A 24,185-nucleotide genomic window follows, 5' to 3' on the forward strand; every position below is an offset into this window, starting at 1 on the left:
GTGTGGGGGTTTTTTGAAAGCACATTATGAAGGACAGCCGCGGGCAACCGGCGGATTAATTTTTAATATAAAACCATGTATATGTAGACAACTCAATTTTAAAACCCTGGGCTTATGGAAAAGTATAAAAGCCTTCACCTGTGGATGATCCTCCCCATGCTGCTGATGCAGCTGGGTATTTTTGAAGATTACTGGGGCGATTTTACGGACAACGCCTGGTCTGTACACGTCCATTACTGGACCGGCACTATTTGGTACCTCTATCTGATCCTGCAGCCCTATTACGCCACCCATGGCAGGCTGGCCTTACACCGCACCAATGGCATCATCGGTATGTTCCTGGCCGGGGGCGTCAGCATCACAGCCCTGAGCATGCTGAACCGGGATATCGTGAACACACAGCGTGCAGCGGCAGACCCGCTTGCCTTTGGCCCTTTTGAACCCTGGTTCTTTTACGGGGTAGCCGCCGTGGAGATTCCTATGATCCTGGCCTTTGGCTATGCCGTGATTTTGAGCATTATACAGCGCAAACGGCTGGAGGACCACGCCTGGTGGCTGATCTCCACCGTCTTTATCATCATGATGCCGGCCCTGGGCCGGGGCATACAGAACCTGTATGTTGGGTTGAATATAGCGGACTGGCCGGAGATTGATATAATGTGGCCCATATATATCACCCAGGCCATCATTATTGTGCTGGTCTTGCTGGCGGCCCGGAAGTACAAGAAGCTGAAACATCCCGCCACGGGCCTGGCGGTAGGAGTGAACATCTACACCTGCTTCCTGGAACCCCTGGGAAGATCGGAGGCGGTACAGGGGTTTTTGGTGATGATTTTGAGAGGGTGATAGCAGCCTAGGATACGTAAAGGAAGTATAAGGATTAGCCGGGATAGGGAAAGTATGAATATGATAACTATTAAGATTATAATGAGTTGGCAGTAATTCAAAATAGATGACGAATACAGATTTAAATAAAGTCTTAAAGTACATAGAGGAAAATATCAGAGTAACTGATCAAACATCTATAGAGTACTTAGATCCAAAAGGACATATTGAACGACTTGATAGCAAGCAAAATCAAATCATTTTTGGACGAAGAGGTTCTGGGAAATCTTTACTGTTAAAATCATTAAAGGAAAACAAACCTGAAATATTGTGCATTTCTATCAACCTTGAAGACTTTAAAGACATTAGTTTTCCCAATTCAATCATACAAGTTCTAAGAAGTATAATAAAACAACTAAAAGGTGAAATAAAGGGTAAGTACGGCTTTTTTAAGTCATTCAAAAAATGGAAGGAAACAAAGCGTATCATTAAAAAATATGACAGAATTCTATCCAAACTAGAAAAAAGATTGGTGCAACCCGATAATTTTGATGAATCCATTAGAGAAAAAACTGGTGCAAAAGTAACAGGAAAAGCTAAGTCTGGCTATGCCAGTACGTCTGCCTCATTAAGTGCAGAACAATCTGAGGAGAGGGAAACTTCAAAACAAATCAAAATTGATAAACTGAATATTCTAAAAAATGAACTACCTGATTTAAAGGAATTGGTGAATCAAACTTGTAATCTGATAGATAAAAATATTTTCCTAATACTTGATGACTTTTACTTTATACGAAAATCGGACCAGCCCTATTTTATTGACTTTTTTCATCGCCTCTGTAAGAATACAAATATGTTTTTGAAAGTTGCCACTATAAAACATAGGTCTTCTTTATATGTGCAAGGAGAATCTTATGTAGGAATGGAAATCGGCCACGATGCCCAGGCCTTAAACCTTGATTATAGTCTGGAGAGTTTTAATGCTCTAGTAAATTTTATGCGAGAATTACTTGAGCACGTTAATTCCAAAGTAGGTGTTAATATTGATTATAAAAATATACTGACTGATAACGCTTTTAGATTTTTATGCCTTGCTTCAGGAGGTGTCCCTCGAGACTTTTTCGCTTTATTCATTTCATTAGGTAATAAAATGATCAGTGGGGACAAATCAATAAGTAAGCCCAATGTAATTGATTGTAGTATTGAGAACTTGCCAAATAAGCTAGAAGCTTTCAAAACGGATACAGCTGATGAGAAGGAAGTTTTAGAACACTATTTACAGTTTATTCGTGATGAAATTATTTCAACCAAGAAGAACAACTCGTTCCTCGTGTCAAATTCTGAAATTCAGAAACACCCACAATTAAATCAAGCTATAAAAGAATTAGTGGATTTACGTCTCATCCACTTGGTGAATTCTAATACAAGTTCTGCACCAAGTGATGGACTGAGGTACTCGGCCTATATGGTTGATATTGGATTGTTCCCAAATGCAAATCCAAGAGATTTTAATCAGATCCTTCCCGATGAAAAAGATGAGAAAGGTAGAGATGATAAAATCAGGTCTGCTCCGAAGTTAGCCATTGTTAGATTCCAAGATTATATAGATAGCCTAAATATAAAATCAGAATTAGAATTAACTGAATAAACTACTGCCAACAATACCTATACGCAATGCCCTTCGGGACACTGCGTATAGCCAGACCGTTGCGCATTACTAACCAACAGCAATGAAATAATGAGAAAATTCCAAAAATTATTAACCTGTTTTGTTCTTACCATGTTAATGTTACCAGTAAACAATTTATTTGGACAAGATTCAAATAACTTGAAAGCTAACGAAACTATTGGCCCAGAAAAAGGTACATTAATTATTACTGGTGATGGTATTTATGGAATTTTCAAAGAAAAATTCTTAGAGCTAATTGGTGGAGCTGATGCACCAATAATTGTTATCCCGACAGCTGGTTCATCTGAAGGTCTAACTGCTGAATTTTTAGATAATTACAAACAAAGGTATATTAAATCTGGTTTTAATAATGTAACGGTAATACACACTAGAAATCCAGAAGAAGCAAATACAGAAGAATTTATTGAACCAATTAAAAATGCTAAAGGTGTAATATTCAGCGGAGGAAGACAATGGCGACATGCGGACTCTTATTTAAATACAAAGGCACATGATGAATTTATTAAGCTCTTAAATCGAGGTGGAGTTATCGCCGGAGGATCTGCTGGTGCCACGATTCAGGGTTCTTATCTCGCTAGAGGAGACTCAAAAGGAAATACAAAAATGATGGGAGACCATGAAGTTGGATTGAGTTTTATAAAAAATGTCGCGATTGACCAACACCTTTTAAAAAGAAACAGACAGTTTGATATGTTTGAAATTCTGGATAATAGACCTGAATTATTAGGAATAGGAATAGATGAAGGTACTGGAATAATTGTTCAAGGAGACAAATTTAAAGTTATAGGAAAAAGTTATGTAGTCATGTATGATGGCACACGTTGGTCAAAAGAAAGAGATACCATTTATGAATTACCAAAAGACAGTAGAGAATTTTACGTATTAAAAAATGGTGATGAATATAACTTAAAAACAAGATCTGTAATTACATATAGAAATAGAGAATATATTAATTTAACCGAAACTAACTTAAAAAATTACTGTGGTGAATATCAATTAACTGGAACAGAATTAAAATCTGAAATTTTGGTTAAGAATGGTTCTTTATTCAGTAAGGTGAATGATCAAACTTTCCCCCTACTTCCGGAGTCTGAAACTCGATTTTACATACCACATTCGGACTTTTACATAGACTTTATACTTGATTCCACAGGGAATATAATAAGAGCAATAGTTCCTGCTCAAAATGAAACTTGGGTGAAACTGAATTAAAAGCAGTCGGGCATCGGAACACCCGGACCATGGGGCGAACTATACCAAAGAAATCGTTTTGCAAACAAAACATACTGGACCAGAACGGATGACAGAAAAACAAAAAATGCTGGCCGGCCAGGCCTATGATTCGCGCGATCCCGAACTGCTGCAACTGTACCACCGGGCGCGAACTCTCTTGCAGCAGTACAACAGCCTGGAGTCTGCGATGACCGACCTCAGGGCAGGCATCCTGGAAGAACTTTTCGCGGAAAAAGGGAAAGGGGTGTGGATAGAAACCCCCTTCTTCTGTGACTACGGCAGCCTAGTTTCCATAGGGGAGAACACCTTTGTGAATGCCAACTGCATGTTCATGGATAACAACTATATCTATATTGGCAAGAACGGGCTTATCGGCCCCGGGGTGCAGATCTTAACCGCCCAACACCCCTTAAAAGCATCAGAGCGCATCGTTGCTGCCGAGGACGGCGGCACTCGTTACCTCACCTCTTCCCAGCCGGTCCATATTGGCGATAACGTATGGATTGGTGGTAACAGCGTGATCTGCCCGGGGGTGGGCATCGGGCATAACGTCACCATCGGCGCCGGCAGCGTGGTCACCAAAGATATCCCTGATAATGTACTGGCCTATGGCAATCCCTGCAAGGTGATCCGGGAGCTTTAATTTAACGGGAGATGTGCTATATTTAGTCCATCGCAACTATATCCCTGATGACCCTTAAAAAATTACTGCTTCTCAGCTTTCTTTTCACCTCTTTTATTCATGCCCAGGACGCTGATTCCCTGAACCTGCAATCCAAGGAACTCCTCTACCAGAAGAATTTTGACAAGGCCTTCCCGCTGCTGCAACAGGCGGCCGAGATGGGGCAGCCCGAAGCCCAGTACAACCTGGGGTATGCCTACCACCGGGGGATGGGTACCCGGATAGACCTGGAAGCGGCCAACAAATGGTACGGCAAATCTGCCGAGCAGGGCTATACCGATGCCCTCTATGCCATGATGATGGCCTACGGCAACGGGGACGGCCTGGAACAGGACCTGGAAAAGGCTTTTGAATATGCGCTCCGATGTGCAGACAAGGGGGACAGCACCTGCATGTGGAACGTGGCCAATTGTTATAAACAGGGCATGGGGACAGAGGCAGACCTGGAAAAGTTCCTGGAATGGAGCGTGCGCCTGGCGCAGCTGCCCAACCCGGACGACCTGCAGAAGAGCGGATATATCACCTCGGTGCGACTTACCCTAGCCTATATGTACCGCGATGGGCGGGATGTGGAAGCAGATCCCTACCGGGCCTACCTCTGGTTTTTGATCTATAACGAGTTTAAGCGCGACTTCTCTTACCTGCAACAGGAGCAGGTCGTGGCGGAGATACAGCAACTGGAAGAAAAACTGGATGTGACCCAGATGGAGTCGGCCCCCTCTGATGCCGAGGCCTTACTGGGCAGACCGCTCATGAACCTGGAAAAGCTGTACGAGGCAGAGCTGTAAACCACCTAACTTCAGAATACGAATACCAACCTTAAGCATAACCATGAATAAATTGTTGTTATCAGGCCTGCTGGCCCTGCTGATCTCCTGCCAGCAACCCACGGAAAAAAAGGAAGTAACAGTAGAAGCCCCGGCACGGGAGGGTATCCCGGTCCTGAACCTGGGCACTTTTCATATGGGCTATACCTCGGATGCCAATACGACCGAGTTTGATGAACATGATCAGAAGAAAAAGGAGGAAGTACACCGGATCGCGGCGAAGCTGGCCGAGTTCCGCCCTACGGTCATCCTGGTGGAAATGGAACCGGAGTACAACAACAGGCTGCAGCAGCAATACAGGGCTTACCTGGAAAACCCGGAGATGCATTTTGAACACCCGGACGAGATAGAATTGCTGGCCTATGAAGTGGGCCGCTTAAGCGGGGTGGAAAAGATCTTCGGCATAGACCACCAGATGGGGTATAACTACCCCGGGATCGATTCCCTGGCCAACGCCCTGGGTACAGCTGCATACAAAACCTATATGGATAATGCCGGTTACCGCGGGGAGCAGGATTATGATTCGGCTTCCACGCTGGACAAGCTGAGGATCATCAACCGGGACATCAACCTGGATTTCCTGATCACCGTGAATGCCGATATCCTCACCCATGTAGCCACCGAAGGCAACTTTGAAGGCGCAGATGAAGCCGCAAAGTTCTACCACCGCAACCTGAGGATGTTCTCGAATATCAACCAACTGCCCCTTGCTGCAGACGACCGGGTCTTTATGCTGATGGGGGCTGCCCACACGGCCTTCTTCCGGGATTTTATGAGCCGGAATCCAAGGTACCATATGGTGGATACGTATGGGTACCTGGATTAGTTCGAGGTTCGATGTTCGAAGTTCGAGACCTGTGGGTAAATATCGTCATCGCTGTCCCTTTGTCACTTTGTAACCCTGTCCCCCCGCCTGCAAGGCGGTCATTCAAACCCTCCGTCACCTGCTTCGCAGGCGCCACCTCCCTTTAACTAAAGGGAGGAGTTACCATCCTAATCACCTTACCAACGTACCCCCTCTCCCTCTCCGTCTCCGACGAGTGAACGGAGTGAGCGAGAGGAAGACGAAGGGTCGGGGTGAGGGCGGGGCCCTGAAGGGCCGTTCGAAGCCTGCCACGGGCAGGTAAATTCGATGTTCGAAGTTCGAAGTTCGAGACCTTCCATATATAAGTTCACGATCTGTCAGTTCGAGCGGAGTCGAGAACCGATTTAAGTAGTGGAATACCTTGCTCACGGCAGGCTCAGTCGAGAACCACTAATGGGCAGTCTCACAATGCCTCTCGACTCCGCTCGAGGTGACAGTAAGATGGCTATACCTATGTCCCTGTACCACAACAGAAAATTCAACCCTACCATCACAACCAAACCCAAACTTCCCTACCTTTAAACAAGCGGCCCCCACGTGCTAACGTAAAATTCTATCGGTTATGGGAAACAGCAGTCGTTTTTTCCTCAGCTTCTTATTGATCCTTTCTTCAGGGATCCTTGTATCACAGATAAAATCAGTTAAGGTCAATGGGGCCGAGCTGCATTATACTGACCAGGGTAAGGGGGAAACCGTACTTTTTGTACATGGCACCCAGGAAGATTATCGCGTGTTTTCGTTTTATACTGATTCCCTCGCCAAGGACTTCAGGGTGATCACCTATAGCAGGCGTTACAACTATCCCAATACCAATGCCTATACCAAGGGCGATGAATTTTCAGCACGTTCAGAAGCAAAAGACCTGGCCGACTTTGTAAAAGCTCTAGGACTAGGTCGTGTTCACCTTGTCGGGCATTCCTTTGGCGGCATCATAGCCATGCAGTTTGCCAGTGATCACCCGGAGATGCTCCGCAGCCTGGTCTTATCCGAGCCTGCCCTGGTAAGCTGGGTGCCCGGTATACCCGGATGCGAAGGGGAGGCAGATGCGGTTCAACAAGAATTGATCGAGGATACAAAGGCAGCTTTCGAAGCGGGGAATGATGAACAGGCCCTGGATGAACTGATCGAATTCTTCTGGGGAGCGGATTTTGAAGGGGAAATTCCGCCGGAAATCATACTGGCCCTGGAACAGAATCTACCCGAGGTAAAGGCTCTCGCTTACAGCGAGGATCCGTTCACGGTTCAATCCCCGGACAATTCAGGCTTTCCACTACTGATCCTGACCGCCGGGAATACCATGCCCATGCTGCGCTGTACCAATAAGAAACTGCTGGAAAAGTACGCCGAGGCGAAAAACCATCACCTGTTACATGCTACCCACGACCTCTGGGCCACGGAGGCGGAAGTATTATTACCCTTATTAGCAGGTTTCTGGAAAGGATAGTATTCCCTTGTCACATTGGAAAAAGTTGCCAGTCTTTTCAATAAAGACCATCATGAAATATTTAATACTTATCAGCTGTCTCTTCCTCCTCGGGTGTGGTTCTACCACCGAAAGCGAAGAGATGACTGCAGAAATACTCGTAGATCGATATACCGAGGCCATTGGCGGCAGGATGGCCATTGAGAGCGTGAGCAGCCTTGAATTCCGCGGACTCTATGTAGAGCCGGCTTACAATATTGTGATCCCGGCAGGGATACTGCAGAAACGACCATACTACAGGGTGGTAGGCGACCTGGGAACGGTAGGTTTTATGGAGGGCTATAATGGAACTGCTTGGGAATACCATGAAGGTAAAGGTTTAACCCTCAGCAAGGGTGAGGCCCGGGAGGCCATCCTGGTAGGCAGCCAGTTTGACCATCCCTTCCTGGACGCCGATAAGAAAGGAAACAAACTGGTGTACCGGGGACTGTCTGAAATTCACGGGCAACAGCTGCACGAACTGGAAGTGGAAATGGATGTAGCCGGGCAGGCTTACACCACCCTCTTTTACCTGCATCCCCACACCTACCTGCCTGTTGCCCAGCTAAAGTCCATGCCCATACATGCAGTTGGGGAAGAAGTACCCATACTGGTGTATTTCAGTGAATACCGCCCCGTGAATGGCTACCTGATACCTTTTACGGAAACCGAAAGGGACTCTCGCAGCGGAAAATTACTGAACGCAGTTTTCTGGGACGAGATCATCCCTAACCAGGAGATCCCCCTGGAGAAATTTGATCCGCCTGTGGAGCAGGGTACTTGATATGTTTCCCTTCCAATGTTGGATCGCGATCCTGGGCCTAAGGGTAATTCGCTGAAAATTACTAACTTGTAGTATACCCAAAACCCTCGACCATGCTAATAGATCTGCCAAATAAACCCTGGTTTCGTCGGTTATTTCTATTATTGGTCGGGCTAATAATGCTGGTTTTTACTAAGGACCTGCTCGGTGCAACTTTAGAAGGCTATTCATTTTATTGGTCGGAATCTCTCTTGTTCGGGTCTTTCTGGCTGCTTTTTATACCCTTGCTTTCCCTGAACGGTTGGGTGGTCTACTATAAGGAACCACCGCTATACGTGGTCTATACCTTTTTCTTCGCCTTATTGCATATACTATTATTCGCTTCGGCAGTCGCAATTTTGTCTTCCTTATTCCTGGACCACTCTTTTGGGATGGCAGACGTTTTGCGCAGAAACGGACCGGAAAACGGGGCCATCGCATTAGTGGTATATGGTTTGGGAAATTTTTTCTTTAAAAAGTACCGGGAAAAACGGTCCGGGACAGCAGATTCTTCCCCGGCGATATCCAGTATACGGGTCACCAAATCGGGTCGACATATTGTATTACCACCTTCATCTGTAATATGTGTACAATCAGATTCCCCTTATATCTCCATTAGCAGCACCCGGGGAACCTACCTGCACTCTTCCAGCCTGCAATCCTTTATGGAGTCTTATCCCTTGCAGCAATTTGTACGCATCCATAAGAGCTGTATCGTGAATACAGTATTCGTGGAGTCTTATGTATCCCGTGGTAACGGGGATTATGATATCACCCTGAAAGATGGTACAGAATTACGACTTAGCCGCAATTATGCCAAGGAATTTTTTAGAAGGATGAACTGAACTCGTTTCAGCCAGCCCTGTACTCCATTTAGCACATTTACCCGGAGATAAGAGGATATTTGATATAATTTTAAAGAAAAAACCATGGGTTCAATTATTAGGATTAAAGCATTCGGGTTCCTTTTCTTAGTAAGTTTTTTAGCATGTTGCGGACAGGACAGGGGAGGCATTTTAGGCGGACCCTGCGAGGGCTGCGAGGCGGTTCATGATTATGGTGACCGGGTACTCAGCCCGGTAGATACTCTTCCCTTATTTGGCCTTGAACCCAGGCTGAGGATCACAGGCACGGTATTTAAAAAAGACGGGAAGACTCCGGCTGAAGACGTTATTCTCTACATCTATCAAACGGACCGACAGGGTATATACCGGAAAATCGGGGAGGAAAAAGGCTGGGGACTCAGGCATGGTTCTATCCGCGGCTGGGTAAAGACGGGTGCAGACGGCAGATACACTTTTTACACCTTCAGGCCCGGGGCTTACCCGGACAGGGGAGAACCCGAGCACATCCACCTGACGATCAAAGAACCGGGGAAGAAGGAATACTACGTGGATGATTACACTTTTGAGGATGATATTTTATTGACCGAGGAGCGCAGGAAACGAATGCGCAACCGGGCAGGGTCCGGGATTGTGATGCCGACACGAAAAGAAGGCATATACGTTGTAGAGCGGGATCTCTTCCTGGGCATTAATATACCCAATTACGAATAAGCTTGATGTGCTCACGGGATGCGGTGCAGTGGTGAGGCGTGCAGAGGGGGATGGTCATCCCGCCCCGGTTCAAAGTTAACCTCCTTCACTGCAATAAACTTGCAGAATCAGAATGTCTTATTGGATTCCAGGTTTAAAGAGAAATCCTGAGACCAGGTCGGGGGGTACTAAACCCCGCCCCGGTTCTAAGTTAATCGAGATCACTGCAAGAAACATGCAGGGAAAACCGTTACACGCTGAAACCGTTGGGTGGATAATCTGCGAACCGCAAACCGAAAACCGCGAACACGAAAACATAGCTACAAATGCGTGACAAAGGTGACAAAGGTGACAAAAGGGACAAGGAAGCTTTACTATAATGATGAACCTCGAAATCAGTACAACATCCATAACCCTACTGCCCACTGCCTGCTGCTGACTGGAAACTGCCAACTGAAAACCGGGGTTCTAAACCCCACCCCGGTTATAAGTAAATGTTCTTCACTGCAGGAAGCTTGCAGGGTCAGAAAATAATTTTGTTACAGGGTTACAGCCCGCCCGAACGTGCCGTCCGGTACCTGCCCGGACTGGGTCCATTCAGGCGGGCGGGCGGGGGTTACAGGGTTACATAGGGACAATTCATCTCATATACGAACTGGTAAGGAGAATACTGCATGCTGCTAATTTCGAACTGCTGACTTTTCACCGGGGAGTTCTAAACCCTGCCCCGGTTACAAGTTAATTTTCTTCAATGCAGGAAACTTACAGGGGCGGAAGTTTTTCTGCAAATGCCGATGAAAAGCGGGCTGTGGTGAAAGTGGGATTCTAAATCCCACCCCGTATACAAGTCAATGGGTTTCATTGCAGAACGCTTGCAAGGACGGAAAGAAAATTCGGTTAGAATGGTACACTCCAACGGTGTTAAAAAGAGCTGAAAAGAAAATTGAGAAATGAAGCTTTGTGCTATTAATAAAACAATATTCCGCAAACCGCAAACCGCAAACCGCAAACCGCAAACCGCAAACCGCAAACCGCAAACCGCAAACCGCAAACCATCTATACCCTCACCTCTTGCAGCACTCTCCGGTTAGGCAGCAGCACCCCGGCCAGGATGATGCAGACACCTACCCATTGCCATCCGCTGACCGGTTCGGACAACAACAGCATAGAAAAGAGTACGGCTACAGGCAATTCTACCGCGCTGAGGATAGAAGTGAGCCCAACCCCTATGATGGGCACCCCGATAGCAAAGAAAAGCGGGGGGATGATGGTACCGAACAGGGCTAAAGGGATCCCGTAATAGAGCAGGCCTTCTGTTAAGGCCCCGTTCCAGAGAAATTCTGGCGTGTAGACCGAAAAAATGAGCAGGGTAGCCCCGGTCATCATCCATTTGCTTTTGGGTACTGCAGCCACATCGGTAGCTACTCGACCGTTGATCCAAATAAATGCACTATAGGAGATTGCCGCCAGGAAACCGTAGATGGTACCCCAGAAATTAAAACTTTCCGGCCTTACCCCTGCAACCAGGGCTGTACCGCCTAATAGTAATACCAATGCAACCAGTTTAATGCCTGAAGGAAACTCCCTGTTGGCGATGGCCTCGGCGAGTATACCGATCCAGGTGAACTGGAACAGTAGTAAGATCCCCAGGGAAGCGGGAATAAATTCGACCGCCTGGTAATAAAACATACTGGTGAGCCCGATGGGTAATCCCAGTAACATCAGCTTAACTACTTTTTTAACTTTTAATGGACGGCGTTCCGATTTCTTGCGGGCGGCACTTTGAGACAGGGAAACGATCCAGAAGAACAGCATCCCGATCACTGCCTGTACCCCGGTGACATCACTGACCGTATAGCCTGCACCATAAGCCAATTTAACGATTGGGGAAAGCACGCCGTAACTACAGGCTGCAATAAAGATCAGGATGATTCCGCGCATGGGTCAGATTTTTGTGGGCGCAAAGATACGGGAAATTGTTCGAGGTTCGAGGTTCGAAGTTCGAGGCCTGCCGCAGGCCCGTCCCCGGCACCTGCCTGACTAAGTCATTCATGGGGGCGGGCTGTAACCTTGTAACTTTGTAACCGAAAGCACTGCATGCTTTATGCAGTGGAAACACTTAACTTGAGCGTGGGGCGGGGATTTAAGCCCCCGGTCGACAAGTACCTATATTCACAAAACTTCATCAGCCTGAATCTAATCGGTCGTAATTACGGCGATCTGCTTGTCCGTATTTAGATAATCTCCCGGACTGTCTTAACTTGCACTTCCATATTCCTGAGCAGATGAATTTACAGATTGTCCACTACCAACCCGAGTACCGGCAGGCCTTCAGAGAGCTGAACGAAGCCTGGATCAAACAGTATTTTAAGATCGAAGAATCGGATCGCAAGGCCCTGGGTGATCCACAAGGGTATATCCTGTACCAAGGCGGTTTTATACTCGTAGCCCTGGAAGGGGAGGCCGTTGTCGGTGTTTGTGCGATGATCGCTATGCCTGGGAACCCCGGTACTTTTGAATTGGCCAAAATGGCGGTAGCTCCATCCACCCAAGGGAAGGGCGTGGGCTATAAACTGGGTATGGCCGTGATAGAAGAAGCGCGACAAAGGGGAGCTGAAAAAGTCTACTTGGAAAGTAACACCGTGCTGGTGCCGGCCATTGCGCTCTACCGAAAACTGGGATTTAAAGAAACCAAAGGCTATGCCTCTCCCTATGAGCGCTGCAATATCCAGATGGAAATCCGCTTGGAAGGGTAAAAGAAGAAGATTATTCTTGCAAACCCCAAACCGCAAACCCCAAACCCCAAACCCCAAACCCCAAATATTTTAAAATAGCTCCCGAAAGACATAGCCTACCAGGTTAAGCTGTTATCACCTAACTTAGTCATAAACCTATTTCCTTATGGCATCTAAATTTCTTCAGTTCACCGTCCTTATACTGGTCAGTTCCACGGCGATAATTTCCTGTAAGGCAGATGTGGAGGAGTTCTCCGAGCTGGAAAAATCTGAGATTCGGAAAGCCATAGGCAGGAAAGTCCAGGACGGGGTGATTGCCACCCGTGATAAAGACATTGATACCTACATGGCCCAATTGCCCGAAGATCTCCTTATCCATGATGAAGATGGAAAAGTGATTAGCAGGGAACAACAGCGCGAATACACACTGAGATCCTGGGAGATCATAGATACTACCTTATTTATAGCGGTATTAATAGACAGTATACGCTTTAGCGGAAGGGACAGTGTCATCGTTTATAATTCCCAGCGATGGGAGCGCCTAATGCTCCAACGGGATGGCCTTACCCTGGATACCATTCTAACCACACAACGTCATCGCGAAACCTGGAAAAAGAACAACAAAGGATGGTTTGGATATACCATCGAGGAGTTGGGAGGTGAGATTTTCATCAATGGTCAACCCTATTCTGAATAGGTTCAGCCGGTTGGGAAAGTTGGCCTCTAAAATCCTTTTCATGACCCTTTCGGGGGTTGATATTTCATTCCTCAATTCATGTAAGAAAATTAACACGAAACCTTCTCCATACCCACTAATAATTTGATCGATAGCGACGGATATTTTCTGTTTCAGAGATTAAGTTTGTGATTATTAACTCAAACCCAAATTGTCATGCAACAAATAAAGAACATTATTGTAATTATTGCCTTATTGATCGGCGCAATCGGGCTGGCACAGTCGGATAAGAATGCCGAATTAATGAAAGATGTTGAAAAAGCTAAGCAAACCTTATTGACTACCAGTCCCGATATCCAATCCTATTTTGATAACAGTGCGGGCTATGTCATATTCCCCAATGTCGGGAAAGGTGGATTTATCGTCGGAGGTGCTGCCGGTAATGGGATTGTCTTTGAGAACGGACAAGCTGTTGGGGTAGCCAATTTAAAGAAAGTCACCGTTGGATTACAAGCTGGTGGTGCAGCGATCATAGAAGCTATTTTCTTTGAAACCCAGGAAGACCTGGATAGTTTTAAAGAAGAGGATTTCGAATTTTCAGCCGGGGTCTCCGCCGTGGCTCTGAAAAGCGGGAAATCCTATTCGGCAAAGTATGATGAAGGTGTAAAAGTCTTTACCTATTCTAAAGCCGGACTTATGGCAGATGCCTCGGTAGGTGGTCAGCGTTTTGACTATCATGACCTCGGGGAAGCTGCTAAGGACGACGACGATGATGACGACGATTACAGGAAATAATTTCTATTTATCATACTCACCCGTCTTGATACAAGACTGGGAAAAGGCTGGTCGCATGGGTCCGGCCTTTTTCTTTTTATAGCAGTAAGCCTGCGATCTCCGTCCAGGTGTTCACCCTTTCATAATGATTTTCATTCACGTTATGCGGTGAAGTAAACAACATTCCGCGCCCTTTAAAATTTTTGAGGTTATAAGACCGATCGTCGATCAGTACATCCCCGTCCAATATGTGCTTATGTCCCAGTAATATCCTGTTCTGCCATGGTATAAAGGGGAAGTGTTCGTCCAGCCAGTCGCTTTTTTCCCTTAAACTGTTAGGGAACTGCATAGCCGCGGACGCGATATAGATTTCGTGCTTACGCTGTAATTCTTTAACGACCCTGATACTGTCTTCAATAGGTTTTAAGGGTCTGAAAAATCCTTCCTGCCGGGCATGGTCTTTTACACTTTGCTGTCTCGCCTCCGGGACACTCTGCCATACCTCGCGCCCCATACAATCTTCTTTGGTCAGGTTTTCACCAAATTCTTGATTGTATATTTCTATATGTGCGCCGTAAGTATCTGCCAATACTTCGTCCATGTCCAGGTATAAGATCATCTATCCAAATTTTTTGCAAAGATCGTAATATTTATGTGATTCCTGAAATGCCGCCTGTTCAGGACGATGATGCAGTAGGTAACCCGATAAGGTGCCAGGTTCGCCCGTCGGACTCGTATACTTCCATATCTGTAAAACCAACGGCATAATGCGCATTTAAGGATCGTTGGTTCCGGTCATCTACTTCGGTAATGATCCACTCAAAGTCGTTCTTCAGTGCCACCTGCATTCGATGGTAGAGTCCTCGGAAAATTCCTTTTTTTCGATAGTCCTTTGCAATACATACCTGCCCCATAACCATAAAGCGGGTACCTGGGGCCAGTAATCCCTTAACTCGTTTAAACATGGGTTGGATTAATGGTATTTCTTCGGAAAACGACGGGTGCATACTTAGCGCATATCCAATGACCCTGTCCCCGTCCAGTGCTACAATGTGGGGGCAGACCGCATTCATATGTGCCAGTAGCTCCAGGCTGTGTTTTAAGCTCACAAAGCCCTCTTCCGTGCGCATTTCTTCGGTCAGGACCTCGACCAGGTTTTCACGCTGTAACTCCAGGATCTGTTCTAACTGGTCCGCACTATGCGCCTGCCTGTAAATAATGCCCATTTTTCGCCTGTTTTGGGAGATAGTTTCCATTCTTCAAATTACTAATTAAATTCAGGATATGCTACCTTTGAGCTCATGGGAATTTTTCCAAAAAAATTAACCCGGAAATTAGCCGACCGGGAGGCATCAAATGCATTGAGATCCTTAGGGGAGAAAGAGGAAAAAACCGACTTCTATTCTAACGACTATCTCGGTTTTGCAAGGCACGCGGCTATACATACCTGGGCTTCCCAATTGGTTGCGGAAGCTAATACAACTCTGAATGGAGCGACTGGCTCCCGCCTGCTTTCCGGGAATCACAATCTGTACCTGCGCCTGGAAGAATACCTGGACCGGTATTACGGGCAGCCTTCCTTAATATTCAATTCGGGTTACGATGCCAATACCGGTTTCTTCTCATCAGTTCCGCAACGGGGAGACGTTGTTCTTTATGACGAATTAGCACATGCCAGTATCCGGGATGGTATCCGGATGGGCCTTGCTAAGAGCTATAAATTTGAACATAATGATCTGCAGGATCTGCGCTCACAAATTCTGATGGCCAGGAAGCGTTCTAATACTTTGGAAAATGGGGCAGTTAAAGAAGATCACGAGATCTATGTGGTCACTGAATCGGTGTTTTCCATGGATGGAGATAGTCCGGACCTGGAGGAAATGTCTAAATTGTGCAGTGAACTTAATTGCAGGCTGGTTGTTGATGAAGCTCATGCTATAGGGGTGTGCGGGGAAAATGCCCGGGGAACAGCCGGGGCAGGCAAAATGCAGAACGATGTTTTTGCGCGAATCCTCACCTTTGGTAAAGGCATGGGTGCCCACGGGGCAGCCGTAATCGGGCCGGCAGAGCTCAGGCTATTCCTGCTGAATTATGCGCGTAGTTTTATCTATACAACGGCATTACCTCCCCACTCTGTAGCCACTGTCCTGGCGTCCTACCATTTTATGGATAGCCCGGAGGGACAAAAAAAACAATGGGAACTTAAAGAAAACATTCGTTATTTTAGGGAACAGCTGCAGGATCTAAGTATTGCCGGGTTATTCATACCCAGTAATTCGGCCATCCACTGCTGCCTGCTCCCGGGAAATGACCGGGTCAAGGCTGTGGCTGCAGAATTGCAGCTGGGAGGATTTGATGTCAGACCTATACTGTCTCCTACAGTACCCGGGGGACAGGAGCGGCTGAGGTTCTGCCTCCACAGCTATAATACCTTTAAAGAAATTAAGGAAGTGCTGCGCAAGCTTGCGACTTCCATTGCAGATCATGAGTGATCGATTAATAACTATAGGAACATTTGAGTACGTGGCAGACGTACAGATCGTTAAAGCTAAGCTGGAGTACGAAGGCATACCTGTATTCCTTAAAGATGAGACCATCCTGGCAACAGATCCGCTGATCAGTGCAGCTATCGGCGGGGTGAAACTGCAGGTATATAGCTCGGACCGCGAAAGGGCACTGGAGATCTACGACGAGATTCGCAGCTATGCCAAGGATGAAGAGGGGAACCCGGTAACCTGTCCCAATTGTAAAGCTCAGCGATCTGAAGTCTATTACAGCCGGAAAAAAATACTTCACCGATTGTTTCCCTTCCTGGAACCCGTGAAATATCGATGCCTTAAATGCCAGATGATCACCAAACCAAACCCCTGATGAAACGCATATTTGTTACAGGAATTTCAACTGAAGTCGGTAAAACCGTGGCCGCTGCTATTATCACGGAGGCCCTTAAGGCTGATTACTGGAAGCCCATACAGGCAGGAGACCTGGACAGCTCAGACAGCCATCGTATTCGCTCCTTGGTTTCTAATCCAAAGACCGTGATCCATCCTAACGCCTACGCCCTGAAGTCTCCTATGAGTCCGCATGCGGCGGCAGCAAAAGACGGCTTGTATATAAACCTCGCAGATATATACGAACCCGAAACCGATAATACCTTGGTTATCGAAGGGGCAGGAGGCATACTAGTTCCCATTAACGATGAGGATACTATCCTGGACCTGATCAAACCGCATTACAACGTGGTGGTGGTATCCAGGCATTACCTGGGAAGTATCAATCATAGCCTGCTAACTCTCTACCAATTGCAACAGCGTGGATTCCGGCCGGCCATTATGTTCAGCGGAGCAGAACACCCCAGTACTGAAGAGATCATTCTGAAGAAGAGCGGCGCCACTTACCTGGGCCGTATTGATGAAGAGAGTGGTTTTGATAAAGATAAAATCAGCTTCTATGCAGATCGGTTCCGCCCGGCCCTCGAAGCTCTCTGAATCACTGGCGCTGAAGGATATCGGCCCCCTCTACACTACCTATGACCCGGTAATGTATATTGAGGAAAGTCTGCATATATTCATTTTCTTCCAATAGTTCCTTGTCAAAAATTGGCTTTCCTCTCCTTACGACAACGATTTGCGGTCTCAGGCTATCCATGACAAAACGCAGCTCTTCCATAGCGGTAGCCCTGGGGTTATTGTAATGCGGGAATAACTCTGCCCGGCATAGGTTGCTGGGATGGGTGGCCGATTTAGTCGGTGGTAGCTGTCCTGTCTGCCAATAGCCAATATGGTATTCTAAAAACAGGGTAGACTGCTCTGTCAGACCTTTTTCTTCAAGCCAGTTAGGTACACTTATGCCTTCCCCGTTAAAGAAGCTGCCCTTCTCTATTTTGTGTTTTATGATTGCGGTGTATTCCAGGTAGGACTCAACCGGCAGCAATAACAGTAATAATAGCAGCAATTTCCTGCCCCAACTCCCGGGGTTGGGAATGGAACGACTGATGACTACGGATAAAAGAACCAGGAACAGTGGGTGGAATTGTATAAGATAGTGCCCATTGATCCGTCCCACTTTCATAAATGAGAACAGTATGCCGATCAGGGAAATCACAAGGAGCAATGTCCCTTGTTGTTTTGCTTTGAGCCAGCCGTTCTTAAAACTGGGATATAAAAAGGTTCCCAAAATGATCAGGATTGGGAGGAAGGTGAGCAAGGATCTTTTTTTGTGCTCGGAATAAGCAAGGGGGGCCTTAAAAACCGAATCCCACCATAACGCTCCCTGCCCATCATGCCAGTAGGGTAGGTATGTGGTTATAATGATTAATATTATGCCCGAACCCAGTAGCATGCCTGAGCCTATGGCCCTTTTCCAGCCTGCACTACGCCAGCTGTCATAGGTGAAAAACAATCCAAGAAGGATCACTGCATAAGCGAGATTTAGTTTGGTCATTAATGCAATGCCGAGGCAGATACCGGAGAGCAATACGGTCCGGGGCCGGTAGCGCTGCATCAGCAGGAAGATCCCGGGCATAAAGAAAAGCATGCTCAGGTGTTCAGACATGACTCCCTGCAAGCTTCCGAAAAGACTGAGTAGGTATATCGTACCAATTCCGGCCCAGAGCCCGGTTTTAGTACCATTGAGTTGCCGGCCAATCCGGTAGCTGAAAAATGCGGTCCCGGCTACTGCCAGGACACCAAGGAGTCTTATGGCGATAAAACTCTTGCCGAAGATCCATATGACCGAAGCGAAGAAAAAGTAGACCAATGGGGGTTTCAGGTCCCAGAGTTCTGTATAAGGTAAATGACCCTCTACCCAGGACTGCGCCACCAGGATAAATGTACTTTCATCCCTGTCTATATAATCCCTGAAAAAGAAGGGTAGGCGAATAAAAAATGAAAGAAGGAAGAATATGATAAAAACTGATCCCTGACTGAGCCTCTGATAGTCAGGTTGAAGCCGCTCCAGCGCCTTTTTTAGCATGTGGTCACTATTTTTATTCCCATCTTTGCAAGATAGATAAAAAGACATTTACAGTGAATCCGGTCTCTTTGAAAAATATTTCGGAAAAGGATAAGAAGTTCGTGTGGCACCCGCTTACCCAACACAAGCGCAATCCGGAGATGCTCCCTATTGCCAGGGCAGAAGGTTGTTTGCTCTACGACATGGAAGGGAAGCCCTATATTGATGGGATCTCTTCCTGGTATACCAGCATGTATGGGCATTGTAACCCGCGCATTACCTCCAGGGTAGCCGAACAGATGACGACCCTGGACCAGGTGGTTTTCAGTGGCTTTACTCATGCCCCTGCTGTACAACTGGCCGAAGAATTATTGGAGGTCCTCCCTGGAAACCAGTCGAAGATCTTCTATTCGGACAATGGTTCCACCTCCGTGGAGATCGGCATCAAGATGGCATTACAGTACCATTTTAACCGGGGTGAGAAAAGACCGGTACTGCTGGCTTTTGAAGATGGTTTCCACGGTGATACTTTCGGTGCCATGTCCGTTTCCGGCCTTTCGGTGTACAACGGTCCTTTCGAAGATTTTTTCCTGAAAGTAGAACGGCTTCCGGTACCTACGGCAGAGAACCTGCAACAAATATTGGAGTGGTTAGAAAACCGCTTAAAAACCAAAGATATTGCTTGTTTTGTATACGAGCCCCTGGTGCAGGGTGCTGCGGCAATGAAAATGCATAAAGCAGAGCACTTGCAACCTCTTCTGGCCTTATTACAGCAAGAGGGAGTTGTGACTGTGGCGGATGAGGTGATGACCGGTTTCGGGAAGACAGGCAAATACTTTGCCTCTCTTTATATGGAGACCAAGCCCGATATTATATGCCTCTCCAAGGCACTGACGGCCGGACTCCTGCCCATGGCCGCAACCAGTTGTAGCCAGCAGATCTACGATGCCTTCTACAGTGACGAATTGGGAAAAGGATTCTTTCATGGTCACACCTATACTGCGAATCCATTGGCCTGCACTGCAGCCCTTGCTGCACTGCAGTTGCTGAGGTCTGGTGAGATTCAACGCGATATAGATCGCATTGTGAACAGTCATCGGAATTTTGCCTCGGAAATCGAATCCCATTCCAGGGTTGCCAACGTCCGGCAGTGTGGGGTGATACTGGCCCTGGACCTGGATGTCAGCATGGAGCGCTACGGCAATCTCAGGGACCGCTTGTATAAACATTTCATGGACCAAGGGGTATTCCTCCGGCCCCTGGGGAATACAATTTATATCCTGGCTCCATACGTAATCACGGTACAACAATTAACTACTGTCTACGACAGTATTAGAACTGCCCTGGACCTATTCTGATGAAACAACCCATATCTATTACGGCTATAGCATCGGTTTCACCCCTTGGACAGGAGCCCGGGGAGATCTGGGCCCGTTACCTGGAAGATAAAGCCCTCTTGGCCTTTGAATCGTACGGAAAGGAAAAAGCCTGGGTGGCACCCTTAACCCCTGGCGCTCGAAAAGCGGTAGACCAATTACGAGGGGAGTCGGCCTTCTACCGCTCCCTGGATGATAGTGTCCTGTACGCCCTGCTAGCCGGGAGAAGTGCCGCCGAGCGCGCCGGCTGGAAAAAGGGAAATGATTTTGGGATCAACGTTGGTTCATCCCGGGGGGCAACCAGCCTCTTTGAAAAGTACCATGCAGAATTCCTGCAGGATGGACAAAGCAGTACACAGGCATCACCGGCTACCACTTTAGGGAATATCTCTTCCTGGTTAGCACATGACCTGCAATCCCAAGGCCCGGATATATCACATTCTATTACCTGTTCTACGGCATTACACGCCCTACTCAATGGCGTGGCGTGGTTAGAGGCAGGGATGGCCGATAAGTTCCTGGTAGGAGGGAGCGAAGCATCCCTTACCCCCTTTACCCTGGCGCAAATGAGGGCCCTCAAAATATATTCTACCCTGGGAGAAGCAGAACCCTACCCTTGCAGGGCATTAGATCTCGATAAAAAAATGAATACCATGATACTGGGTGAAGCTGCAGCAATGGCTTGCCTGGAAAAGGGGGTCAGGCCAAATGCTCTCGCGCTGGTTTCAGGGATAGGTTACGCAACCGAGCCCCTGCAGCACAGTGTATCGCTCTCTACCGATGCACAATGTTTTCAGCGATCGATGAAGATGGCTGTCTCGGGCATAGATCCGTCACAGGTAGATGCGATCGTTATGCACGCCCCCGGAACACGCAAAGGAGATATGGCAGAACACAGCGCCATTTCCGCCGTTTTTGGTGAGCATAAGCCTGCACTTACTTCTAACAAATGGAAAGTGGGGCACACCTTTGGTGCCTCCGGTATGCTCAGTGTAGAACTGGCGGTGCTGATGTTGCAACATCAACACTGGATCCCGGTACCTTTTCTGCAAGAAAAGACCGGCCCGGGAAAATTAGAGCGTATCCTCGTAAATGCCGTCGGCTTTGGTGGCAACGCGGTGAGTATCCTTCTGCAGAGACCCGGCACTCCCTGATATCATGCAAATTGTTCCCTATTCTTGGAAAATGTAATCATTATAGGCTATTTTTGGCACATAAATTAGACGTATGAGTGCGGAAAGACACAATTGGACCAAAGAGGAGATACTTGAAATTTACAACCAACCAATGATGGATTTGCTGTTTCGCGCAGCCAATGTTCATCGCGAATTTCACGACCCTAATACGGTCCAGGTCTCTACCCTGCTCTCTATCAAAACCGGGGGATGCCCGGAAGATTGTGGCTACTGTCCGCAAGCTGCACGCTACCATACCGATATTGAAGGGAATGACCTGATGACGGTTCCCCATGTAAAAGCACAGGCCTTAAGGGCTAAAGCTTCGGGAAGTTCCCGGGTATGTATGGGTGCTGCCTGGAGGAATGTGAAGGACGGACCCGAGTTTGACCAGGTGCTGGAAATGGTTCGTACTATCAATAAATTGGATATGGAGGTTTGCTGTACCCTGGGGATGTTAACCGAAAACCAGGCACAACGCCTGGCTGAAGCAGGTTTATATGCCTATAATCATAACCTGGATACTTCTGAGGATTATTATAAAGACATTATATCTACAAGGGCTTTCGAAGATCGCCTTAAGACTATAGACAACGTCAGGAAGAGCAATGTAACCGTATGTAGCGGTGGAATTATCGGGATGGGCGAGAAACTGGAAGACAGGGCAGGGATGCTGGTAGCTTTAGCTACCCTGAACCCGCAGCCCGAATCTGTGCCGATCAATGCCCTGGTAGCAGTTGAAGGTACCCCCATGGAGGATATGGAGCCCGTACCGATCTGGGATATGATCCGCATGGTGGCTACGACCAGGATAGTGATGCCTAAGACCCAGGTAAGGCTCTCTGCAGGGAGAACTTCCATGAGTCGTGAAGGACAGGCACTTTGTTTCCTGGCCGGAGCCAACTCTATTTTTGCAGGGGATAAATTACTGACTACACCTAACCCGGATGTGAGCGAGGATATGGAAATGTTCAAACTCCTGGGGCTGAAACCACAACAGGCCTTTGTAAAAGCCCCGCAACCTAAGACCGTTGAACAGCAGGAATCGGTACTGCAACCCTTAGGAGAGAAGCCAAAATGGACACGTCCCGGGCACAAGATAGAACGCAACGAGGAGGCCAAGGCTAAAGCAAAGCGTTCTTAAGTTATCGTTAATTTACCGGTTCAGCTTCTCCGGCTTTTTTAACTTTGCGAGCTAAAGAAGCAGATTTCCTTTTGAACCTACAAGAGATACCCAAAGTAGCCTCTATTACCAAGGAGGCGTTTATCAAGGACTATTACAGGCCACAAAAGCCAGTGGTGCTGCAGGGCTTGGTATCGGACTGGCCGGCGTATCGCAAATGGGACCTGGAATACATTCGCAAGGTAGCAGGGGAGAAGGAGGTCCCTCTCTATGATAACCGTCCGGTGAGCCATAAAGATGGTTTTAACCAGGCGCATGCCAGGATGCGGATGGACCAATACATAGACCTGCTTAAAAAAGGTCCTACCCATTACAGAATATTCTTATGGAATTTACTGAAGGAAGTTCCGGAACTACAGCAAGACTTCAGCTACCCGGACCTGGGGCTGCCATTTCTTAAAAGTCTGCCCATGCTATTTTTTGGGGGGCAGGATGCTTATACCTTTATGCATTACGATATAGACCTGGGAAATATCTTCCATGTTCACTTTGAAGGAAAAAAAGAGTGTATTCTTTTCTCGCAGGCCGAAACGCCTTACCTGTATAAAGTGCCTCATTCCCTGATCACCCATGAGAGTATAGATTTCTCTGACCCGGACCTGGATCACTGGCCGGCCCTGAAACATGCCAATGGCCACCGGACCACACTGCAACACGGTGATGTGCTTTATATGCCCGAAGGATATTGGCATTACATGCGCTACCTGGACCCCGGATTTTCGATGAGCCTGAGGGCACTGCCACTACGGCCGAGGAATATGGGTAAAGCACTGTATAACGTGGTGTGGATGCGTTATTATGACGCGATGATGCGGAAGCTGAAAGGGGAAGAATGGATCCGGTGGAAGAACGAAGAGGCCATCCGGAGAACACATGAGCACCTGCAGCTCGTAGAGAAAAACGGCCAGCTGTACTAGTCGATCAATTCCTGTAGTTTTTCATAGACGAGATGGGTTTCCCAACCTCGGTATAACAGGTAGTCGGCCAGCTTCTTCTTACGCTTCAGCGGGTTTCTTTCCCTGATCTGTTCCAGTCTTTTCAGCGCCAGGGCATGCAGCCTTTCTTCATACCCCTCCTCGGTTTCCTTTAAGGCTTCACGGATAATGTATTCCGAGATTTCCCTTTGCTTGAGTTCCATCCGGATACGAACCCTTCCCCATGATTTCTGGTGGTACTTTCCCCTTGCGAAGGCTTTGGCAAAACGCTCTTCATTCAGGTAATTCTCCTGTATCAGGTGTCCTATGATCTGGTCTATGGCCTCGGGGATCATATTCATCTTAAGGAGTTTCTCCCGCACTTCCTTATGGCATCGCTCCTGGTAGGCGCAATAGCTTTCTATCTTGCTCCTGGCTTCGTCAAGGGTGTAAGTTGCACGTGAAAAATACATAGGCC

At 47.2% G+C, this 24,185-nt stretch carries 25 protein-coding genes; 20 read left to right on the top strand and 5 right to left on the bottom strand.

Annotation, left to right across the window (positions count from 1 at the left end; all coding sequences use genetic code 11):
* Positions 1-114: 114 nt before the first annotated feature.
* The 10 genes from PP178_RS05725 to PP178_RS05770 all read left to right on the top strand — a co-directional run bounded on the left by PP178_RS05725 (position 115) and on the right by PP178_RS05770 (position 9,942).
* Positions 115-846, top strand: a complete 732-nt coding sequence (locus PP178_RS05725) for a hypothetical protein (RefSeq protein WP_272593348.1) — start codon at positions 115-117, stop codon at positions 844-846.
* Between the two features lie 106 nt (positions 847-952).
* Positions 953-2,473, top strand: coding sequence for a hypothetical protein (locus PP178_RS05730; RefSeq protein ID WP_272593349.1), 1,521 nt, complete (start codon positions 953-955; stop codon positions 2,471-2,473).
* Between the two features lie 90 nt (positions 2,474-2,563).
* Entirely contained in the window at positions 2,564-3,727 is a 1,164-nt protein-coding gene (locus tag PP178_RS05735) for a cyanophycinase (protein ID WP_272593350.1), read from the top strand.
* Positions 3,728-3,815: 88 nt separating this feature from the next.
* Positions 3,816-4,391 (top strand): sugar O-acetyltransferase, encoded by a 576-nt coding sequence (locus PP178_RS05740; RefSeq protein ID WP_272593351.1) that lies wholly within the window; start codon positions 3,816-3,818, stop codon positions 4,389-4,391.
* 47 nt (positions 4,392-4,438) lie between these two features.
* Positions 4,439-5,218 carry a tetratricopeptide repeat protein gene (locus tag PP178_RS05745; RefSeq protein ID WP_272593352.1) on the top strand — a complete coding sequence of 260 codons (780 nt, stop codon included), beginning with the start codon at positions 4,439-4,441 and terminating at the stop codon, positions 5,216-5,218.
* 43 nt (positions 5,219-5,261) lie between these two features.
* Entirely contained in the window at positions 5,262-6,083 is an 822-nt protein-coding gene (locus tag PP178_RS05750; protein WP_272593353.1) for a DUF5694 domain-containing protein, read from the top strand.
* A 601-nt stretch (positions 6,084-6,684) separates the two neighbouring features.
* Complete coding sequence (locus tag PP178_RS05755) at positions 6,685-7,566, top strand: alpha/beta fold hydrolase (protein WP_272593354.1); 882 nt, start codon at positions 6,685-6,687, stop codon at positions 7,564-7,566.
* Positions 7,567-7,618: 52 nt separating this feature from the next.
* Positions 7,619-8,368, top strand: a complete 750-nt coding sequence (locus PP178_RS05760; RefSeq protein ID WP_272593355.1) for a hypothetical protein — start codon at positions 7,619-7,621, stop codon at positions 8,366-8,368.
* A 92-nt stretch (positions 8,369-8,460) separates the two neighbouring features.
* On the top strand, positions 8,461-9,231 hold the full coding sequence (locus tag PP178_RS05765) for a LytR/AlgR family response regulator transcription factor (RefSeq protein WP_272593356.1): 771 nt from the start codon (positions 8,461-8,463) through the stop codon (positions 9,229-9,231).
* An 84-nt stretch (positions 9,232-9,315) separates the two neighbouring features.
* Positions 9,316-9,942, top strand: coding sequence for a dioxygenase family protein (locus tag PP178_RS05770; protein WP_272593357.1), 627 nt, complete (start codon positions 9,316-9,318; stop codon positions 9,940-9,942).
* 1,035 nt (positions 9,943-10,977) lie between these two features.
* Here PP178_RS05770 and PP178_RS05775 read toward each other — a convergent pair.
* Complete coding sequence (locus PP178_RS05775) at positions 10,978-11,862, bottom strand: EamA family transporter (protein ID WP_272593358.1); 885 nt, start codon at positions 11,860-11,862, stop codon at positions 10,978-10,980.
* 344 nt (positions 11,863-12,206) lie between these two features.
* Between PP178_RS05775 and PP178_RS05780 the strand changes: the two genes are divergently transcribed.
* The 3 genes from PP178_RS05780 (at position 12,207) to PP178_RS05790 (ending at position 14,127) form a co-directional block, all read left to right on the top strand.
* Positions 12,207-12,677: a GNAT family N-acetyltransferase gene (locus PP178_RS05780; RefSeq protein WP_272593359.1), complete on the top strand. Its 471-nt coding sequence runs from the start codon at positions 12,207-12,209 to the stop codon at positions 12,675-12,677.
* A 145-nt stretch (positions 12,678-12,822) separates the two neighbouring features.
* Positions 12,823-13,353, top strand: coding sequence for a hypothetical protein (locus PP178_RS05785; protein WP_272593360.1), 531 nt, complete (start codon positions 12,823-12,825; stop codon positions 13,351-13,353).
* Positions 13,354-13,548: 195 nt separating this feature from the next.
* Positions 13,549-14,127 (top strand): lipid-binding SYLF domain-containing protein, encoded by a 579-nt coding sequence (locus PP178_RS05790; protein WP_272593361.1) that lies wholly within the window; start codon positions 13,549-13,551, stop codon positions 14,125-14,127.
* 76 nt (positions 14,128-14,203) lie between these two features.
* Here the strand turns inward: PP178_RS05790 and PP178_RS05795 are convergent, their stop codons facing one another.
* Together PP178_RS05795 and PP178_RS05800 are read right to left on the bottom strand one after the other, a co-directional pair.
* Entirely contained in the window at positions 14,204-14,725 is a 522-nt protein-coding gene (locus PP178_RS05795) for a 5' nucleotidase, NT5C type (protein ID WP_272593362.1), read from the bottom strand.
* 58 nt (positions 14,726-14,783) lie between these two features.
* Entirely contained in the window at positions 14,784-15,362 is a 579-nt protein-coding gene (locus tag PP178_RS05800; RefSeq protein ID WP_272593363.1) for a GNAT family N-acetyltransferase, read from the bottom strand.
* Between the two features lie 45 nt (positions 15,363-15,407).
* Here PP178_RS05800 and PP178_RS05805 point away from each other — a divergent pair, with 45 nt between their 5' ends.
* From PP178_RS05805 to bioD, 3 genes are read left to right on the top strand one after another with little or no spacing between them, the layout of a single operon-like run.
* Complete coding sequence (locus PP178_RS05805) at positions 15,408-16,598, top strand: aminotransferase class I/II-fold pyridoxal phosphate-dependent enzyme (protein WP_272593364.1); 1,191 nt, start codon at positions 15,408-15,410, stop codon at positions 16,596-16,598.
* On the top strand, positions 16,591-16,977 hold the full coding sequence (locus PP178_RS05810) for a DUF2007 domain-containing protein (RefSeq protein ID WP_272593365.1): 387 nt from the start codon (positions 16,591-16,593) through the stop codon (positions 16,975-16,977). The genes PP178_RS05805 and PP178_RS05810 overlap by 8 nt, the downstream gene beginning before the upstream one ends.
* Positions 16,977-17,594, top strand: coding sequence for a dethiobiotin synthase (bioD, locus tag PP178_RS05815; protein ID WP_272593366.1), 618 nt, complete (start codon positions 16,977-16,979; stop codon positions 17,592-17,594). Before PP178_RS05810 ends, bioD begins: the two co-directional genes overlap by 1 nt.
* A gap of 1 nt (position 17,595) precedes the next feature.
* Here bioD and PP178_RS05820 read toward each other — a convergent pair whose 3' ends face one another.
* Complete coding sequence (locus tag PP178_RS05820) at positions 17,596-19,080, bottom strand: ArnT family glycosyltransferase (RefSeq protein WP_272593367.1); 1,485 nt, start codon at positions 19,078-19,080, stop codon at positions 17,596-17,598.
* Between the two features lie 68 nt (positions 19,081-19,148).
* On the opposite strand from PP178_RS05820, the gene bioA reads away from it, so the two are divergent.
* From bioA to PP178_RS05840, 4 genes are all read left to right on the top strand, one after another.
* Positions 19,149-20,417, top strand: a complete 1,269-nt coding sequence (gene bioA / locus PP178_RS05825; protein ID WP_272593368.1) for an adenosylmethionine--8-amino-7-oxononanoate transaminase — start codon at positions 19,149-19,151, stop codon at positions 20,415-20,417.
* Positions 20,417-21,589, top strand: a complete 1,173-nt coding sequence (locus PP178_RS05830) for a beta-ketoacyl synthase N-terminal-like domain-containing protein (protein ID WP_272593369.1) — start codon at positions 20,417-20,419, stop codon at positions 21,587-21,589. Before bioA ends, PP178_RS05830 begins: the two co-directional genes overlap by 1 nt.
* Positions 21,590-21,662: 73 nt before the next feature.
* Positions 21,663-22,754, top strand: coding sequence for a biotin synthase BioB (gene bioB, locus PP178_RS05835; RefSeq protein WP_272593370.1), 1,092 nt, complete (start codon positions 21,663-21,665; stop codon positions 22,752-22,754).
* Between the two features lie 71 nt (positions 22,755-22,825).
* Positions 22,826-23,710, top strand: a complete 885-nt coding sequence (locus tag PP178_RS05840; RefSeq protein ID WP_272593371.1) for a cupin-like domain-containing protein — start codon at positions 22,826-22,828, stop codon at positions 23,708-23,710.
* On the opposite strand, the gene PP178_RS05845 is transcribed toward PP178_RS05840, so the two are convergent.
* Positions 23,707-24,180 (bottom strand): regulatory protein RecX, encoded by a 474-nt coding sequence (locus tag PP178_RS05845; RefSeq protein ID WP_272593372.1) that lies wholly within the window; start codon positions 24,178-24,180, stop codon positions 23,707-23,709. The genes PP178_RS05840 and PP178_RS05845 overlap by 4 nt on opposite strands.
* Positions 24,181-24,185 lie beyond the last annotated feature (5 nt).

It is taken from the genome of Zeaxanthinibacter sp. PT1 (assembly GCF_028464225.1).
GTDB lineage: Bacteria > Bacteroidota > Bacteroidia > Flavobacteriales > Flavobacteriaceae > Zeaxanthinibacter.